Below are 16,018 nucleotides of genomic sequence, written 5' to 3' on the forward strand. Positions count from 1 at the left end.
TAGCAGCTATTTTGCCAAGCTAAGCTCTGCAAAAGCTAGTTTAGAGTTTAAGTATTTGTGCTGAATGGCCGCTTTTGATGATTAAAAGCCAAAAAACAACCAAATTCCGATAGCGATACAAGCTAGGAGAAGGCCAATAAGTATGCGTTGTGAGTTGTTCTGTTTTTGTATTTGATCTTGCTCGTATTGCAGTTGTTCAATTTGTTGCTTGAGTTCCGGATCAATAGGCGGGTTTTTAGGTTCTAAATCTGGGTTATTTTTCTTTACTTGTTTCTTGCGCTTGTTGGCTTTAAGCGCATCTATTTCTTCTTGTGTGATACTGGGGCGCAGCTGAGTTTTATTGTCGACGGCTTGAGGGCGCACTTCGGCTGCTTGTTCTGGTCCCTCAACAAAGAAACGCAGGGTATCAAAAGCAACCTCGTCGCCGTGTTGAAGTTGTTGTTGCTTTATTCTCTGGCCATTTACAAAAGTGCCATTGGCTGAGTTAAGGTCCTCGAGTAGAACGCGGTCTGCTGTTACCGTAATTCGCGCATGCTGGCGACTTAAGTGCATAACGTTTAAGCAGATGTCGCACTCTTGAGAGCGGCCAATGCTAAGGCGGCCTTTTAAAGGGATGATTTTGTTGGCAATAGCTGTATTGCAACCTTTCAGCTGCCAGTTGCGCTTAAGGGTTTTTGCCTTGGATTTGGTTTTGGCTGGAGTGCGTGTCAGTTTGGGGTCTTCAATTTTGAAGCGCGCCTCACCTACACTGAAGTGGTCACCACTTTTAAGAGTGGCTCTTTGCTTTAACGGCTTACCGTTTAGGTAAACACTTTGGCCACCAGCTACATTATGCAATACCACCTGCTCAGGTTTGACGCTTAATCTTGCTTGCCGCTCAGAAACTGCATCACCACTTACTATATAGGTGTTTTGGCTGCCTGTGCCAAAGCTATAATTTTCTTCTACAAGCCATTCGGCGTGATTTACGGCATGGTCACTTGAATGACTTCCTATATTTAGACGTGTTAGTTGCAGCATGAAGAGGTGTTGGCCGTAGTAATATAAGTAAAAGAGTAAACCACGGAGCATAGGCTCGCTAGCTTAAGTTGTAGATATACCGCGAGAGTGCATTAGAACTATTAATCTAAAACAAACATTAAGAAGAGATTGGGCGGGCCAGTAAGACAGGCACAAAAAAGCCGGCGATTGCCGGCTTTAAAGCGGAGGGCTTATTCAGCTGCTTCGTCTACAGCGCCTTCCTCGGCTGGAGCTTCTTCAGGCTCAGCCTTTGGCTCAGGCTTTTTAAGAAGTTCTTCTTTATAAAGAATCTCAACTTTGTCTTCGCCGTTGATCCAATTGCTGTTAGTACCACGGACGGCATAACGGCCATCACGACGTTGGAATACGCTGTACTCGGCGGATTTTTTAACTAGTTTCATAGGGCCTTTCCTTAATTTGATGTGAAGCGCCGCTCGGCGCGGCGCGGATTTTATAGTGCTGGAGCAAGCTTTACTAGTGTTTTGTTAGTAGTTTTAGCAGGTAGTCATAATGTAGCTACATGAGTTGGCTTTTTAGCTGTTTTTTGCGGTATCACTGTATGCGCTGTTATTCTTGCGCCAATCATTTTTTTGCACAAAGGGATCAAGGGCGCCATGTATTTACGTTTAGGTTGTGTATCACTGTTATCTGTTTTGATACTGAGCGCTTGTGGCGGAGGGGGTGGTGGCAAAGAAACTCTTCTTCCGCCGAGTACCAGCCTACCAAGCCCTGGCGTATCTGTTACACCGAGGCCTCAATCCTCAAGCCCCCCGACTACGTCTGGTTCGGGTAATCCTAGTTGGCAACAAGGCGTTTTTGAGCCAGCAAGTAATTTTAAAAGTTATTGTGAGCTGCCTCGCAGTGGGACGGATTTATCGGGGCAAGCTTATACTGATCAGCAAGGTTCAGAGCTTCATGAAAAGCTTTGGTTGCGTTCTTGGACCAATAATACCTACCTTTGGTACAACGAGGTAAGTGATTTAAACCCCGCTTCTTTTACTGTTGAAGAGTATTTTGCCGAGCTTCGCAGCAAAGAAGTGACAGCCAGTGGTGAGTCCAAAGATAAGTTCCATTTCACCTATCCAACAGATGCTTGGCAGCAGTTGAGTGAAAGTGGGGTCAGTTCTGGTTATGGCATGCAGTTGGCGGTTGATAATGATCGTCCTAGTCGAGAGATTAGGGTGGCTTATGTAGAGCCGGGCTCTCCTGCCGCTATAGCAGGTATAGGTCGTGGTGCTTATATCGTCGAGGTTGATGGAGTCAACGTCACTGATAATACAACTCAAGGGCTTGCTACTTTAAATGCTGGATTATCGCCATCGGAGACAGGTGAAACTCATTTTTTTGCAGTGCGTGATTTAGGATCATCTCTTGGGCGTTTCGTAACACTTATTTCAGAGAACATTGAAAGCTCTCCGGTACTTGAAGTGAGTACTTTAGACCTTGGTGATAAGTCGGTTGGTTATTTAGTATTTAATGATCATGTTGCGCCAGCAGAAACCGCGCTTATTGATGCTATTTCAGAGTTAAGAACGGAAGGTGTCGATGAGCTAGTACTCGACTTGCGTTACAACGGTGGTGGTTACTTGGTGCTCGCTGCGCAGCTTGCTTACATGGTGAGTGGCCGTGGTAGTGATGACCCGATAGTTTTTGACCTACCTATTTTTAATGATAAGCACCCGACAATAAACCCAGTGACCGGAAGGCGAATTGCCGCTATGCCTTTTGTTCCGGAAACGGTTGGTTTGTCTGAGCCGGCAGGGCGCCAACTACCGACCTTAGCGCTCGATCGTGTGGTCATTATTACTGACGGCGGCACCTGTTCGGCAAGTGAAGCTTTAATTAACGGCCTGAGCGGTGCAGGAGTTGATGTGGTACTCGTTGGTGGCACTACCTGTGGTAAACCTTATGGTTTTTATCCTCAAGACAACTGTGGCACAAGCTATTTCTCCATCCAGTTTAAAGGCGTGAATGCTTTAGGTTTTGGTGACTATAGCGACGGGTTTGCACCAGCAGGCACAGGCGCAGGTACAATTGAAATGGCTGGTTGCCGTGCTGCTGATGATCTTGAGCACCCGTTGGGTGATAGCAACGAAAGGCTACTATCTAATGCCCTGTCTTATATAGATACAGGTACCTGTACCCCGCTTAATGTGAGTACTTCACAGAGCAAAAGCTCAGCACCAGCAGCTAATTTTGAATTGTTAAAACAAAATCCATTTAGAACCAATGCTATTTGGACGTATTAACCTTTATGGAGTTGTATGTGGTGGCAAAAGAAATACTGTGCTTTTGTGTTTTTGTCTGTGGAATACTGTTGGGCGCTTGCGGTGGAGGCTCTTCGCATAAGGAAGGTAGAGCGAACCTCATCCGCCCTTCCCCAATACCTAGTGTTGATGCTGAAGGGGTTCTACCAGAATGGGTGCAATTGGAGTATAAGCCGTCGAGTGAATACAAAGGTATGTGCGCACTGCCTCGCAGTGGCACAAATAGTGATGGAGAGGCTTATGGGGATCAACAAGGCAGTGAGCGCTTTGAGAAGTTTTGGTTGCGTTCTTGGAGTAATGAGACCTACCTTTGGTACGATGAAATAGGTGATTGGAACCCTGGCCGCTTTGGGCTACTTGAGTATTTTTACAAACTTAGATCTCAGCGACTTAATAAAGATCGTTTTCATTTTGCCGTAGATACAGATGAGTGGGAACAACTAAGCCAAAGTGGTATTAGTTTTGGTTACGGTATGGAAGTACTTGCTTTTGTGTCTGGTGGATTTTTAACCGATGATATAAGGGTGGCTTTTGTCGAACCCGGTTCTCCTGCAGATGAGGTGGGATTAAAAAGGGGAGCATCAATTAGACGTGTTGATGATGTGAGTGTGTATGATATCGATTCAGAGGATTCTATTACTCGCCTTAATAATGGTCTTTTTCCTTTAGCTGGGGGCTTAGCTACACACGATTTCACGGTGGTAGATTTAGGCTCGGAGCTTGAGAGAGAAATTACCATGACTGCGCGAGAGGTAGAAAGTGCTCCGGTATTACTTTCAAAGAGTGTGCAAAGTGGCGATCAAAAAGTCGGTTATCTATTGTTTAATGATCATATTGCTACTTCTGAAGATGCTTTAATTAACGCTGTAGAACAGTTAGCTTCTGATCAAGTTGATGAGTTAGTACTGGATTTACGTTACAACGGAGGCGGCTATTTAGCTATTGCTTCTCAGCTTGCCTATATGATTAGTGGCAGGGGCTTAGAAGAGCCTGTGGTATTTTATGAACCACAGTTTAATGATAAACACCCAGCTATTGATCCTGTTACCAAAGAGCCTATTCTTGCTTTACCTTTTATAAGTGAAAGCATTGGCTTGTCACGAGATGCAGGTGAGTTTTTGCCTAGTTTAAATCTTAATCGTGTTGTCGTTATTATTGGCCCGGATACATGCTCGGCTAGTGAGGCTATTATCAATGGCTTACGCGGTGTGGGGGTCGACGTGGGTCTTGTTGGGGATAAGACATGTGGTAAACCTTATGGTTTTTACCCTCAAGATAATTGCGGAACCACCTATTTTACTATTCAGTTTACTGGCGTTAATGCTTTAGGTTTTGGCGACTATGCACAAGGCTTTGAGGCGGAACATTCAAAGTCATGTGATGTTGCTGATGACTTGGATCACGCCTTAGGTGACTCAGAAGAAGCTCGTTTTGCGGCAGCATTACGTTTATTAGACAGTGGTAGTTGCGATAACAAAGCACTTAATATGACTTCTAATAAAACATCTGTAAGTAATGAGCCTATCATCAGAGCGCTATATCGAAAACCTGAGCGCTCTAGTGCGATTTGGACTCATTAATGAGCTTTTTAGTAAAGACAAAAGCGGCTCTGATTGGTGTGGGTTTAAGCTTGTTAAGTGCCTGTAGCGGCATGGCAGCAAAGCCACTTGCGGCTCATGCAGCGTTAATTGTTGATGCCGATGCTGCGGCGCACAAAGAGCTTTCGAGTTTAATCGCTAAAGCGGTGAAGCAGCCTAGTGTGCGCTTGTCTGCAAAAATGTTTGAGAAAAGCAGTTTGTTGGTGCTCGATAAGCCCGATTTAAGCGGTAATGTGCTGCAAGTCGGGCCTCGTTTTCAGCTACTTAAACAAGGTGATGCTTGTTTGCTTGAGTTTAAAGATACTGCTCAGCGTTGGCCTTTGCGTCATGTGCAATGTGTTGCTGTACCTTAGGTACTTAAGGTGTGTATGTTTCTTGTCGTGTTTACGCTTTAACTCGGTATTAGCGCCTACTAAGCGCTAATACCTAAAGCCCCTAATATCTAAGCCCCCCTAATACCGAGTTAAAGCAGAGCTATGCCTCTTAGCCTTAGGTGCTGTTATAGCAGGCTGATCTTTTGTTGGCCCTGCCATTGTTCTCCTGCTTGTAAGCAGACAGGTTTATCAACCACAGCTGCTTCAACGCAAAGCATGTTTAAGTATTCATCGTCGGCCATATCTGCAAGTTTAGCTGTATCTTCAGCCCAAGGGTTCCAAACCACGACTTCAGAAAAACCAGACATAGTGATTTCTCTATGCTGATTGGCCTCGCTCAGTCGCAAAGGTGTTTGTACATCAAAGTACATTCGATCGATGGCGTTGTTAACCCGCAAGGTCTCTTGCTGTTCTTGCTGGCGAATAGAAAAGTCTTGGCCGTTATCCCAATAGCTTGAACCTTTAAGGCCGTTTAGCTGCACCTTGCGTACGTCTTCAAGCTGAAGGTAAGTGTGTAAAGCGGCTGCAAATTCAAAGCTTTGCTGGCCAGTATTGATAATGTCGAGTTGCATGCTTAAGTTACGCTCGCCGAGCTGAGCGCAAAAATGAGCTTCAAAGTCGCCGGGCCATTGTTCTTGAGTCTGTTTTGTACTGCGGCAAACAAACTTAAGTGAATCACTGTTTTGTTGTTCTAGTTGCCACTGAGCGGTGCGTAAAATACCGTGGCGAGGGCCCTGCCCTAAGGCTGCAAACTGAGGGAAAATAACAGGCACACCACCGCGAATGGCTTTGCCTTTACTAAAAGCGCTGTGCTTACTTAGGAAGAGTTGTTCTTGTTTGTCACAGCGCCAGCTACTGATATGTGCGCCTTGTTCGTATATGCGCAAGCTATCGCTGCCGTGCTGCAGGTCTATATATGTCATCTCTGATATATCCAATTAGCCTCGTTTAGCATCGTGCTCTGGCGAGGGAAAGTGGCGGGAGGGGGTGCAACAGTGTTCATCTTAGATAAACACAAAATATGGCGCATCCGGAGGGATTCGAACCCCCGACCAAGTGGTTCGAAGCCACCTACTCTATCCAGCTGAGCTACGGATGCACATGTCGGGCCTCACTGAGCGTGTCTTAGTGATAGGCCTATGCGGCGCATAATAGCGGCAGCGCCCTAGTTTAGGCAAGCTTACAGTCCGAGATAGTTATTGCGATAAATAGCCCTGTAAAAACAGTGGTCTATCGGTATAATCGCGGCAACGAACTACCAACCCCCTTGTTTCAAGGACGCTATTATGAAAACTATTCTTGCCTCGCTGGCGATGATTGCCACTCTGGTTTCCGCTTACGCGGTCGCAGAAACAATTGAAGATCGTTTAAAACCTGCCGGTGATTTATGTATGGCTGGCGATGACTGTGCTGCTGCCGTGGTTGAAGTAGCTGCTGCAGGCCCGCGTTCAGGCTCTGATGTTTATGGCAGCAAGTGCGCAACATGTCACGCTACAGGCGCCGCTGGTGCTCCTAAGCTTGGTGACGCTGGTGCATGGGCCCCACGTATTGGACAAGGTATGGACGTGCTTTATACACATGCCATCAGTGGCTTTAATGGTATGCCAGCTAAAGGTTTATGTTTTGACTGTTCTGATGATGAAGTCAAAGCTGCCGTAGACCACATGGTCGAGAACTCGAAGTAAAGCGAACCACGCTGTTACTTGAGCGCTATCTTGCTTTAAGGTGAGAGGCGTTGAAAAAGCCAGCCTCACAAAGGGCTGGCTTTTTTGTTTGTGGGGGCACACGCTCAATACACTTAAGTGATCGGCGTTAATTGAATGAACAGGTGAGAGAAATATGTCTAGTGAAGGCTTTGATGAAGTAAATAAACTTAAACATGAAGAGCGCTACGAGGCTTTTTTAGCTTTGGTGCTTGAAGACCGAGACATATGGATTTTAGTTAACAGTGATGGTGATGTACTGCGTATTTACTCAGACGAGCTTGGCGTTGAGTTTTTACCTGTGTGGCCTCACAGCGAGTTTGCAGAAGACTATGCTGCAAATTCAGAAGGCGCTCTTGTTGCTAAAAGTATTGCCTTACCAGAATTCTTCAGCCGCTGGGTGCCCGGCTTAAAGGGCGATGATGTGAGTGTTGGTGTTTTTCCAGGCCCCGGTTCAGATATTTGGATGATGGAGGCAGAGGAATTAAAAGCGGATTTGCAAGACGAGTTATCTAGCTCGTTTTAGTTGTTATGCCCGTTCTTATTTTGCCAAGTAAGGTCTTTAATACGCTACTTGGCATGCTTTATTAATGAATATGACGATATATCTCGAGCGCCTCACTAGCGCAACTGACGGTGCTTAAGTCGGCATCATCCATCAAGGTTTGAAAATCATCTTTAGTCACATGAACTAAATGGCGATGATCGCCACCTTCGAGATAGACATCTTGTGTGTGTCTTAAGGCTCTATCCCAAATCACATCAATACCATAAGGCGTGCCGAGTGCTGGAATAGCTCCGGTTTCACAGTCCGGAAACAGTTTGTGTAATTCTCTTTCACTTGCAAGTTCATAATGAGCTTCGAGCTCACGATTTAGCCAGTTCAGTATTAGTGAGTTACTACTTGGTACAACGCACATTAAGTAGTGGGACCTGTCTTTGAGGATTACGGCTTTGGCTAATTGGCTAGGTGAGATACGAGCGTTGCGTGCGCTCTGTAAAGAGTTGTAGCTAAAGGGGTGGTTGAGCACCTCAAAGGGAATGTTACTGCGCATTAAATAGCGCTCAACAGCGGGTGAAAGGGCCATCAGTCTGTCCTCCAATAGAAAAACAGTAGAACTCTCGCGCTAAACATGTGTAGGGTCAATAAGAAATGGGCTTTAAGAGCAAGACGGTCTATGTGCCATTCTTGTTACGCTTGAATAGCGTAAAGGGGGAAGGAAGTTGGGCCCTACTTTGCTTCATTAAGAAAGAAAAGGGCCCAGACTGAGTTGTTATTTCTTATCACCCTGTTGGTAACGTTTTGGGTATAAACCGGAATTAAGCAGTTTTGCAGCTTGCACCATTTCGGGATAAGGAATATCCGTTACTGAGACAAAACCAACATTGTAATTCTCTCCGTCATAGGCGCGGCCTGTAATGGGGGAATCAACATATTGGAACCAGTGAGCGCCGACCATGTTGGGGTGCTCAACAACGGTTTTCATGTAGTCGAGGTACATTTTAGCTCTGTCTGCTTGGCTTGAAGCTTGTGTGAGGCCTGGGTGGAAGACTCCAGTATCGGAGCGCGAGCCAATATGGAACTCACCAATTAAGGTGGGCAGGTCTAGCTCTTCTAAGAAACTCCAGCGTTTTTTCTGCAAGCCTTCTTCATAGATATTAAAACTTAATACATCGCTGTATTTCACAGCAGCGCTGATGGTTTCTTGTGGCATGCCCCAGCTGGCCATACGCGCACCCATGTAAAGGTGATTTGGTAGAGCTTCGGCAATGGCATCGTGTACAACACGGAAGTATTCATTGCTGATCATATTGAGCATGCTCGACATATCGGCAATTAATGCGTCGTTATAGCTCTCAAACTCTACTCCATCAGCGAGTACTTGCCATGAAGCAATCTCTGTTTGCCAAGCGTCATTTAGCTTGCCAATATCGTTAGCGTATTTCTCTCGCAACCACGAGGCAAAGTGGCGTTTGGCAGGGCTCTCAGCCGCCGCTCTAGATAGTGCATTAACGATCACACCATAGCGCTGCTGAATAGTACCCTTAGGTCGACCCCAGCTCTTTTCATTATCTACAAAAATACCTACACACCACGGTGAGGCTTGAATTTCTTTAGCGATAATATCGATGGTTACCTTCGCTCGATGCACAAATTCAGGGTCAAAGGCATCTGGCAGCGGAGACCATACTTCATCACCCGAGGTGAGCGTTTTGTAATCGCCAATAATCCAGCCATTGGCAAAATAAGGTACTTTTTCATTGGGGTAAAACGCCGGGTCAACCCAGTTACCCATAGAGGTGAAGCCCCAGTTTTGCATGCGGTCTAAGGTTGTTTCTTCCCACTGGCGAATATAGGACTCAGGCTCTGTTTGGCCGTAGCGGCGCTCTAAGTTGGCACGATAGAAACTATAGGTTTCACCACTGCTTACAGGGCCGATTAGTACTGAGCGGCGATAGCCAAAATGCTCGCCTAGATCGTCGTCATAGCTTGGTAGCCACTCGAACATATTGTGGCGCAGATCAGATGAAACATAGCGCGATTGGCGATATTGTTCAGCGACAGGCACGATGTTTAAGCTGTCTTCAGGCGTGGTTTCATTGGGGTCTATATAGCGAACTTTATCATCGGAGAAATCGGCTCCGGTCAGGGTACTAAGGTTGGCCATACGAACATTGGCTAAACCGTGAGAGAAGAATAAATAGCCTTCTGGGTCTATCATCCACCATTGGCCATCAATCTTTTGGGTGCGGAAGTAACCAGTAGCCTCGTATTTAGGGCCGTCTTTCCAGCCGCCAAAACGGCTGCGGTCTTTCATTAACCCTTGATTGAGCTCGGCCAGCTCTTTGTCGGCAGCGGCTTTTAGCTCTTCATCGCTGCTAATTTTTATGGGGTAGTCTTGCTGAGCGTTTTGGCCATAGCGATCGACCAGCTTTTCTAAATACGTGCTGTTGTTATACGTTGGGTTTTTACGCAGGCGGATATTGTCGATAACGACTTGCTTTTCGAGCACGTTGCCACGGACAAAAAAGCTAATGTTGGTGACTTGATCCAGCGGCATGTTTTTATCGCCGTAGCGCCATACCAAAAGCGTTTCGTCACTCTTCCAAGGTGCGGGTTGTTCGCGCAGGCCGGTTTCAAGATCTTTAAAGCGGCCTTTGATCACGCCGTAATAGGTGCCTGATTCACCAACCCCAATGCTTGCACTGCGGCGGCCGTGAATAGGCTCTGGATCACCTGCATTGGTTAGCTCAAGATAAAGCTGAATACTGTTCTTACCAGTATTGTGTACATCAAAGGCAATATGCACTTCATCGTATTGTTCCCAGTTCCAAGGTTCAGTTGTGGTGATGGTCGCTGTCGGGCGATACTCCGTAGCCCCAAAATCTATTTTTAGAGCTTTACCTTGGCCACTTGGGCTATCAATGAGTGCGCTTTTGGCATCCTCGCCACTGTAGCTAAAACGTGGGTCGATCTTGTCAAAGTCGAGAATATGTTCAACGACAGGGTAGCTATCGTTGCTTGTTGTATCGATGGGGGTGCCAGGTTCGGTGCTCTTATCTGATGAGCATGCGCTTAAACCGAGGCTTGCAACGAGGGCAAGTAAGGCGAGTTTATTATAAGTGTTATACGGCATCGCTATCTCCATGTCGCCGAGCGGTAATGAGGTGTTGACTCTATAGATTAGCTTAAGGCTTGTCGACAGCGCTTGTAGTTACGCTGTCGGTACAAGGTGCTGCTAGTCAAACATATTCATTAACGAGCTTAGCGTCTCGGCGCCTTTTTTGTCGATCTGCTCTTGGCTGGCTTGGGCAAAACCTTCTAGCTCTATATCTTCTTCAGGGATCTCTTCAAGAAAGCGACTGGGCGTGGTGCTTTGTTTTTCGCCAAATTGTTTACGGGTGCCGGCCATGGTTAGTGTGAGGGTTTTTTTCGCACGGGTAATGCCCACGTAAGTGAGGCGGCGCTCTTCTTCGATATTATCTTCTTCGATGCTGGAGCGGTGAGGAAGTAATTCCTCTTCAAAGCCAACTAAGAAGACATGGGGGAATTCAAGGCCTTTACTGGCATGCAAGGTCATTAACTGCACGCGATCGCTATCGTCTTCCTCTTCTTGCCGGTCGAGCATGTCGCGCAATAATAGCTTGGAAATAGCGTCATTCAGCTTGGCCTCATTATCGGCGTGCTCGTCTTCATTGCGCTCTAAGGTGAATTTAATAGAGTCAATTAAGGTGTATACGTTCTCCCAGCGCTTTTCAGCTACTTTGGGAGAGCTGGCGTTTTGGTGCAACCAGCCTTCGTAGTCGATGTCTTCGAGCATCTCCTGAATGGCACCAATAGGCTCATTGTTGTGGCAGTTGTTTTTAACGTGCTCGAGCCATAGGGCAAAGTCGCGTACTCGCTGGTGGCTCTTTTCTGGTAAAACTGAGGCTGCACCGAGCTCTGTACAGGCGCTGAGCAGACCGATATCACGCTCGGTGCTGTAACGGCCAAGGGCTTCGAGAGTCGAGGTGCCTATTTGCCGTCTAGGCGTATTAATGACTCGTAAAAAGGCGTTATCGTCATCAGGGTTGACCAGTAAGCGCAAGTAGGCCATCACGTCTTTCACCTCAGCTCGCGCAAAAAAGCTGGTGCCACCACTGATGTTGTAAGGCACTTGGTGGTGTTGCAGTTTTAGTTCGAGTAAACGGCTCTGGTGATTGCCTCGGTACAAAATAGCAAAGTCTTTAAAACCTAAACCGCGACGCATTTTCTGAGTCAGGATTTCAGTGGCTACGCGCTCGGCTTCGGAGTCTTCACTGGGGCAGCGGATGGCGCGAATAGGCTCGCCCAAACCTAAGTCAGACCATAGGGTCTTATCGAAATCATGGGGGTTATTACTGATAACTTCATTGGCTACCCGTAAAATTCGAGCTGTTGAACGGTAGTTCTGCTCCAGCTTAATGACTTCAAGGCTAGGGAAGTCTTTTTTAAGTAGCACTAAGTTTTCAGGTCTTGCGCCGCGCCAAGCATAAATACTTTGGTCGTCATCGCCGACCACGGTTAGCGCACCACGGTGGCCAATAAGTTGCTTAACAAGTTCGTATTGGCTGGAGTTGGTATCTTGGTACTCATCGACCAGTAAGTAGCGAATACGCTGGCGCCAACGTCCGAGTACCTCTTCGTTGTTTAAAAACAGCTGAGTAGGTAGGCGAATGAGGTCATCGAAATCAACAGCATTATATGCGCGCAAGGCATTGTTGTAGCGCTCATAAATAAAGGCAACGGTCTTTTCGCTATTGCTCTGAGCGATTTCAGCGGCCTGATCAGGTTCTATTAGGCCGCTTTTCCAGTTGCTGATTTGCATCTGCACCATGTCGAGCAAGTCGGTATCTAAATCACCGTCGCGCAGCATAATTTCTTTAAGCAAGCCGCGAGCATCTTCACTATCAAAGATGCTGAAGCTGCTTTTATAGCCTAATGCCCTGCACTCTTTGCGAATGATATTGAGGCCGAGGTTGTGAAAGGTCGAGACAGTTAGGCCGCGTGCGGCTTTGCCTTGCACCAGCTTACCAACACGCTCTTTCATCTCGCGAGCTGCTTTATTGGTAAAGGTAACGGCCGCGACATGGCGAGCACTGAGACCGCACTCTTGAATAAGGTAAGCGATTTTACGAGTGATAACACTGGTTTTACCACTGCCCGCACCAGCTAAGACGAGGCAGGGCCCGTCGATATAATCAACGGCTTGTTGTTGGCGGGGATTAAGACGGTTGGCCACGGGCAGTACTTCTAAGCGGCTATTGTTGGTCGCGCATTCTAGCAGATAGCTTAGCGAAGCCCGAGTGCTTTTATCCGTTTAAGCGGCTGTAAAAACGATCGAAGTTTCGATAACCAAGGGCTTCACTAAGATCGGTTGAATTAATCTCTGAGCGCTTATCTAGATCGGCAATACTGCGTGCTACTCGCAAGATGCGGTCGTAGGCACGGGGACTGAGTTGCAGTTTTTCCATCGCTTTGGCGAGTAAGCTTTGCTCGTTTTGGCCGAGCTTGCAGTGTGTTCTTAGGGCCTCACCCTGAAGTTCAGCATTGCTGCAATCTTGGCGCGCTAACTGGCGTTGGCGACTTCGTTCAACACGCAGGCGAATGTGGTGTGAGCGTTCGGCTTTTTGTCTCGGTTCTTGATGAAACTGTTCAATAGCCAGTCTATCTACCTGCACCTGCAGGTCGATGCGATCGAGCAAGGGGCCCGATATTTTGTCTTTGTAGGCGAGAATACGGCCAGGTGAGCACGTACAGCGTTGGCTACCATCGCCAAAGTGGCCACAGGGGCAAGGGTTCATTGCCGCGATAAGTTGGAAGCGAGCTGGAAAATTTACTTGGGCTTTGGCGCGGCTAATACAGATTTGGCCGCTTTCCATCGGTTCACGCAAAACTTCTAAGACACTGCGCTTAAACTCGGGTAATTCATCAAGAAATAAGACACCTCGATGGGCTAAGCTTATCTCCCCAGGGCGCGGTTGGCTGCCTCCACCAACAAGGGCCGGAGCCGATGCGCTGTGGTGAGGGCTGCGAAATGGTCTTTGCAAGCTGGGTGCTTGACGCTGCTCACTTGGCTTAAGTGAGTTAATGCTTGCTACCTCTAAAGCCTGTTGGTGCTCGAGTGGCGGTAAGACACTCGCTAGGCGCCCTGCAAGCATACTTTTACCTGTACCTGGGGAGCCAAAAAGCAGTACGTTGTGAGCGCCACTGGCGGCAATCTCTAAAGCCCGTTTGGCGCTTTCTTGACCAACGACATCAGCCATATCCATTGTGTAGTCTGCGTCACAGAAGCTTTGCCCCTGTGCTCTCGGCAAGCTTTCTCGGCCGTGTAAATCTGCACAAACCTGAAGTAAGTTTGCTGCACATTTGGCCGCGCCTTCTGCACAAAGGCTCACCTCGTTTTCATTGGTTTTAGCGATAATCAAGTGGCGGTCAGCTTTATTGGCGGCAACGGTTGCCGGGATACTGCCACTCACTCCACGCAGGTCTCCATTAAGCGCAAGCTCACCTAGAAACTCGTAGTCTTGTAGGCGTTCATTCGGTACTTGCTCAGAGGCTGCCAAAATACTAACCGCGATAGCTAGGTCAAAACGAGCGCCTTCTTTGGGTAAATCTGCGGGCGCTAAATTAATGGTGATGCGTTTTTGTGGGAATTCAAAATGGCTATTAATTAAGGCGCTGCGAACCCGATCTTTGCTTTCACGTACGCTGGCTTCGGGCATGCCAACAATCGTAAAACCGGGTAAGCCATTGCTAAGGTGGCATTCAACAGTGACGTTGGGGGCGTCCACGCCGAGTTGGGCGCGGCTGTGCACAGTGGCGAGAGTCATAGGCATCCTTGTCTACGTAAGCGAAGCATCCGTGTTCGCTTATAGAGTGTAGCTCGCTGAGCTTAGAGTTTCTTCTCTAACTCGCTGATTTGTTGTTCTAATTGTTCGATTTTAGCTCGGCTACGTTCAAGCACCGCTTGCTGAGCATCAAATTCTTCACGGCTTACCAAGTTGAGTTTGCGCAGGGAGGATTCAAGCAAGACCTTCATCTTTGCTTCGCCGTCGTTTTTTAATTCACTAAAGGCTTCAGGGCCTTGAGGTAATTTTGAAAGCAATTCTTTGGCTAGTTGATCAATCATGGGCAATCTCAGGAGATAACTAAAAAGCTATTTTAGCTTAAAAACAGAATAAAAATACGCTCTTGAGAGTCAATTACTTAGCTGTACTTGAGCGTTGTCATCGCTTGCGCTAAGGTCTGTGCTGACTTTCCATATAGTATTTAGTTTATGGCTCTTATCATCGAGCTTGCCGCACCTATTAAGGGCAATACATTCCAAGAAAAGTGTAAAAGCAGTGCATTAAAACGAAGCTGGCTTGCTCGTTTAACGCTTAATTATGAGCTTCGTAAACAGCGCAGCACATTGGTACGCAGTGAGCATCAAGGCCCTTTGCGTGTACAGCGACCGTTTTATCCAGAGGAAGATGGTTGTTGTCATACCTATATTTTGCACCCTCCGGGTGGAATGGCTGTTGGCGATACATTGCACATCACAGCCGAGCTTAACGAGGGCACGTCGGTACTTTTTACTACACCATCAGCTGGAAAAATGTACGGTACTTTAAGTGTCGACAGGGATGCACTTATGCCTCAGCGTCAGTGTGTTTCTCTGCATGTTAAAAACAATGCTATTGCAGAGTGGCTGCCTCAAGAAACGATTGTATTTGATGGTGCTCAAGCTCGTTTGGATGCAGAGTTTCATCTGCAAGCTAGTGGCAAACTAATTGCGTGGGATATTGTACGTTTGGGGCGAGCTGCAAGTGGTGAGCAGTTTAAAACTGGCAGTTGCAGGCAGAAATTAAGTTTATTTATTGATGGGCGCTTACACTATCACGAGCTCAACCCAATGTATGCGAACAGTAATAAAATGCAAGCGCGCTGGGGGCTGCAAGCCAAGAATACACTGGCTACTATGATTGCTACGGTTAAGTTAAACCGTGATCAGCAAGACCAACTGGTTGAGTTATTAGAAAACTACAGTGATGAGTCGTGTCTTTGGGGGCTGACTCAAAAAGATGATTTATTAATTGTTCGTTATTTAGGTAACAACATTCTTAATTGCCGAAATGGCTTAGAGTGTTTGTGGGCCAAGCTTCGACCCTTAATGGTTGATAAGTGCGCAGTTACCCCACGTATTTGGAATACTTAAGAATAAAGTTTGTAACGAGGAAAACTCATGGACTTAAGCCCAAGAGATAAAGACAAATTGTTGATTTTTACAGCGGCATTACTAGCCGAGCGCCGCAAAGCTAAAGGCTTAAAGTTAAATTATCCAGAAGCCGTTGCATTAATTAGTGCGGAAATTATGGAAGGCGCTCGAGAGGGAAAAACCGTTGCAGAGTTGATGAGTTATGGCCGTACCATTTTAAGTGCGGAAGATGTGATGGATGGTATTGCCGATCTTATCCATGATGTGCAGGTTGAAGCTACTTTCCCCGACGGAACCAAGCTGGTTACCGTGCATCAACCCATCGTTTAAGGACTT

The 16,018-nt window shown here is 46.9% G+C and carries 15 protein-coding genes and 1 tRNA gene; 7 read left to right on the forward strand and 9 right to left on the reverse strand.

Features of this window, described 5'->3' with window-relative positions:
- Positions 1-81: 81 nt before the first annotated feature.
- Both AB1S55_RS04585 and AB1S55_RS04590 read right to left on the reverse strand, forming a co-directional pair.
- Positions 82-1,020, reverse strand: a complete 939-nt coding sequence (locus tag AB1S55_RS04585; RefSeq protein WP_370980612.1) for an FHA domain-containing protein — start codon at positions 1,018-1,020, stop codon at positions 82-84.
- 191 nt (positions 1,021-1,211) lie between these two features.
- Positions 1,212-1,421 (reverse strand): hypothetical protein, encoded by a 210-nt coding sequence (locus tag AB1S55_RS04590; RefSeq protein WP_370980613.1) that lies wholly within the window; start codon positions 1,419-1,421, stop codon positions 1,212-1,214.
- A gap of 213 nt (positions 1,422-1,634) precedes the next feature.
- Here AB1S55_RS04590 and AB1S55_RS04595 point away from each other — a divergent pair, with 213 nt between their 5' ends.
- From AB1S55_RS04595 to AB1S55_RS04605, 3 genes are read left to right on the forward strand one after another with little or no spacing between them, the layout of a single operon-like run.
- Positions 1,635-3,269, forward strand: a complete 1,635-nt coding sequence (locus AB1S55_RS04595) for a S41 family peptidase (RefSeq protein ID WP_370980614.1) — start codon at positions 1,635-1,637, stop codon at positions 3,267-3,269.
- 20 nt (positions 3,270-3,289) lie between these two features.
- Positions 3,290-4,867, forward strand: a complete 1,578-nt coding sequence (locus tag AB1S55_RS04600) for a S41 family peptidase (protein WP_370980615.1) — start codon at positions 3,290-3,292, stop codon at positions 4,865-4,867.
- The gene (locus tag AB1S55_RS04605; RefSeq protein WP_370980616.1) at positions 4,867-5,238 is read left to right on the forward strand and encodes a hypothetical protein; all 372 of its coding nucleotides are present in this window, start codon (positions 4,867-4,869) and stop codon (positions 5,236-5,238) included. Before AB1S55_RS04600 ends, AB1S55_RS04605 begins: the two co-directional genes overlap by 1 nt.
- Positions 5,239-5,384: 146 nt before the next feature.
- Here the strand turns inward: AB1S55_RS04605 and AB1S55_RS04610 are convergent, their stop codons facing one another.
- Both AB1S55_RS04610 and AB1S55_RS04615 read right to left on the reverse strand, forming a co-directional pair.
- Positions 5,385-6,182 (reverse strand): D-hexose-6-phosphate mutarotase, encoded by a 798-nt coding sequence (locus tag AB1S55_RS04610; RefSeq protein ID WP_370980617.1) that lies wholly within the window; start codon positions 6,180-6,182, stop codon positions 5,385-5,387.
- A gap of 99 nt (positions 6,183-6,281) precedes the next feature.
- A tRNA-Arg gene (locus tag AB1S55_RS04615) sits at positions 6,282-6,358 on the reverse strand.
- Positions 6,359-6,545: 187 nt separating this feature from the next.
- Here AB1S55_RS04615 and AB1S55_RS04620 point away from each other — a divergent pair.
- Positions 6,546-6,944 carry a cytochrome c5 family protein gene (locus AB1S55_RS04620; protein WP_370980618.1) on the forward strand — a complete coding sequence of 133 codons (399 nt, stop codon included), beginning with the start codon at positions 6,546-6,548 and terminating at the stop codon, positions 6,942-6,944.
- Between the two features lie 154 nt (positions 6,945-7,098).
- Positions 7,099-7,488 carry a DUF2750 domain-containing protein gene (locus tag AB1S55_RS04625; RefSeq protein WP_370980619.1) on the forward strand — a complete coding sequence of 130 codons (390 nt, stop codon included), beginning with the start codon at positions 7,099-7,101 and terminating at the stop codon, positions 7,486-7,488.
- Between the two features lie 61 nt (positions 7,489-7,549).
- Here AB1S55_RS04625 and AB1S55_RS04630 read toward each other — a convergent pair whose 3' ends face one another.
- The 5 genes from AB1S55_RS04630 to AB1S55_RS04650 all read right to left on the reverse strand — a co-directional run bounded on the left by AB1S55_RS04630 (position 7,550) and on the right by AB1S55_RS04650 (position 14,614).
- A complete protein-coding gene (locus AB1S55_RS04630) occupies positions 7,550-8,050 on the reverse strand; it encodes an aminoacyl-tRNA deacylase (RefSeq protein WP_370980620.1) in 501 nt (166 codons plus the stop codon).
- Between the two features lie 186 nt (positions 8,051-8,236).
- On the reverse strand, positions 8,237-10,600 hold the full coding sequence (locus tag AB1S55_RS04635; RefSeq protein ID WP_370980621.1) for an agarase: 2,364 nt from the start codon (positions 10,598-10,600) through the stop codon (positions 8,237-8,239).
- Between the two features lie 102 nt (positions 10,601-10,702).
- The gene (gene rep / locus AB1S55_RS04640; RefSeq protein ID WP_370980622.1) at positions 10,703-12,724 is read right to left on the reverse strand and encodes a DNA helicase Rep; all 2,022 of its coding nucleotides are present in this window, start codon (positions 12,722-12,724) and stop codon (positions 10,703-10,705) included.
- A gap of 70 nt (positions 12,725-12,794) precedes the next feature.
- Entirely contained in the window at positions 12,795-14,315 is a 1,521-nt protein-coding gene (locus tag AB1S55_RS04645; protein WP_370980623.1) for a YifB family Mg chelatase-like AAA ATPase, read from the reverse strand.
- A gap of 62 nt (positions 14,316-14,377) precedes the next feature.
- A complete protein-coding gene (locus tag AB1S55_RS04650; protein WP_370980624.1) occupies positions 14,378-14,614 on the reverse strand; it encodes an accessory factor UbiK family protein in 237 nt (78 codons plus the stop codon).
- Between the two features lie 147 nt (positions 14,615-14,761).
- On the opposite strand from AB1S55_RS04650, the gene AB1S55_RS04655 reads away from it, so the two are divergent.
- Together AB1S55_RS04655 and ureA are read left to right on the forward strand one after the other, a co-directional pair.
- Positions 14,762-15,682 (forward strand): urease accessory protein UreD, encoded by a 921-nt coding sequence (locus AB1S55_RS04655; RefSeq protein WP_370980625.1) that lies wholly within the window; start codon positions 14,762-14,764, stop codon positions 15,680-15,682.
- 27 nt (positions 15,683-15,709) lie between these two features.
- Complete coding sequence (ureA, locus tag AB1S55_RS04660) at positions 15,710-16,012, forward strand: urease subunit gamma (protein WP_370980626.1); 303 nt, start codon at positions 15,710-15,712, stop codon at positions 16,010-16,012.
- Positions 16,013-16,018: the final 6 nt, after the last annotated feature.

The organism is Agaribacterium sp. ZY112, assembly GCF_041346925.1.
Classification (GTDB): domain Bacteria; phylum Pseudomonadota; class Gammaproteobacteria; order Pseudomonadales; family Cellvibrionaceae; genus Agaribacterium.

Excerpts from the sequence above, each read along its gene's own strand:
- AB1S55_RS04610 (WP_370980617.1), bottom strand. The coding sequence starts at position 6,182 with ATGACATATATAGACCTGCAGCACGGCAGCGATAGCTTGCGCATATAC.
- AB1S55_RS04650 (WP_370980624.1), bottom strand. The coding sequence starts at position 14,614 with ATGATTGATCAACTAGCCAAAGAATTGCTTTCAAAATTACCTCAAGGC.
- AB1S55_RS04645 (WP_370980623.1), bottom strand. The coding sequence starts at position 14,315 with ATGACTCTCGCCACTGTGCACAGCCGCGCCCAACTCGGCGTGGACGCC.
- AB1S55_RS04630 (WP_370980620.1), bottom strand. The coding sequence starts at position 8,050 with ATGGCCCTTTCACCCGCTGTTGAGCGCTATTTAATGCGCAGTAACATT.
- AB1S55_RS04620 (WP_370980618.1), top strand. The coding sequence starts at position 6,546 with ATGAAAACTATTCTTGCCTCGCTGGCGATGATTGCCACTCTGGTTTCC.
- AB1S55_RS04655 (WP_370980625.1), top strand. The coding sequence starts at position 14,762 with ATGGCTCTTATCATCGAGCTTGCCGCACCTATTAAGGGCAATACATTC.
- AB1S55_RS04625 (WP_370980619.1), top strand. The coding sequence starts at position 7,099 with ATGTCTAGTGAAGGCTTTGATGAAGTAAATAAACTTAAACATGAAGAG.
- AB1S55_RS04595 (WP_370980614.1), top strand. The coding sequence starts at position 1,635 with ATGTATTTACGTTTAGGTTGTGTATCACTGTTATCTGTTTTGATACTG.
- AB1S55_RS04590 (WP_370980613.1), bottom strand. The coding sequence starts at position 1,421 with ATGAAACTAGTTAAAAAATCCGCCGAGTACAGCGTATTCCAACGTCGT.
- AB1S55_RS04605 (WP_370980616.1), top strand. The coding sequence starts at position 4,867 with ATGAGCTTTTTAGTAAAGACAAAAGCGGCTCTGATTGGTGTGGGTTTA.
- AB1S55_RS04585 (WP_370980612.1), bottom strand. The coding sequence starts at position 1,020 with ATGCTGCAACTAACACGTCTAAATATAGGAAGTCATTCAAGTGACCAT.
- ureA (WP_370980626.1), top strand. The coding sequence starts at position 15,710 with ATGGACTTAAGCCCAAGAGATAAAGACAAATTGTTGATTTTTACAGCG.
- AB1S55_RS04635 (WP_370980621.1), bottom strand. The coding sequence starts at position 10,600 with ATGCCGTATAACACTTATAATAAACTCGCCTTACTTGCCCTCGTTGCA.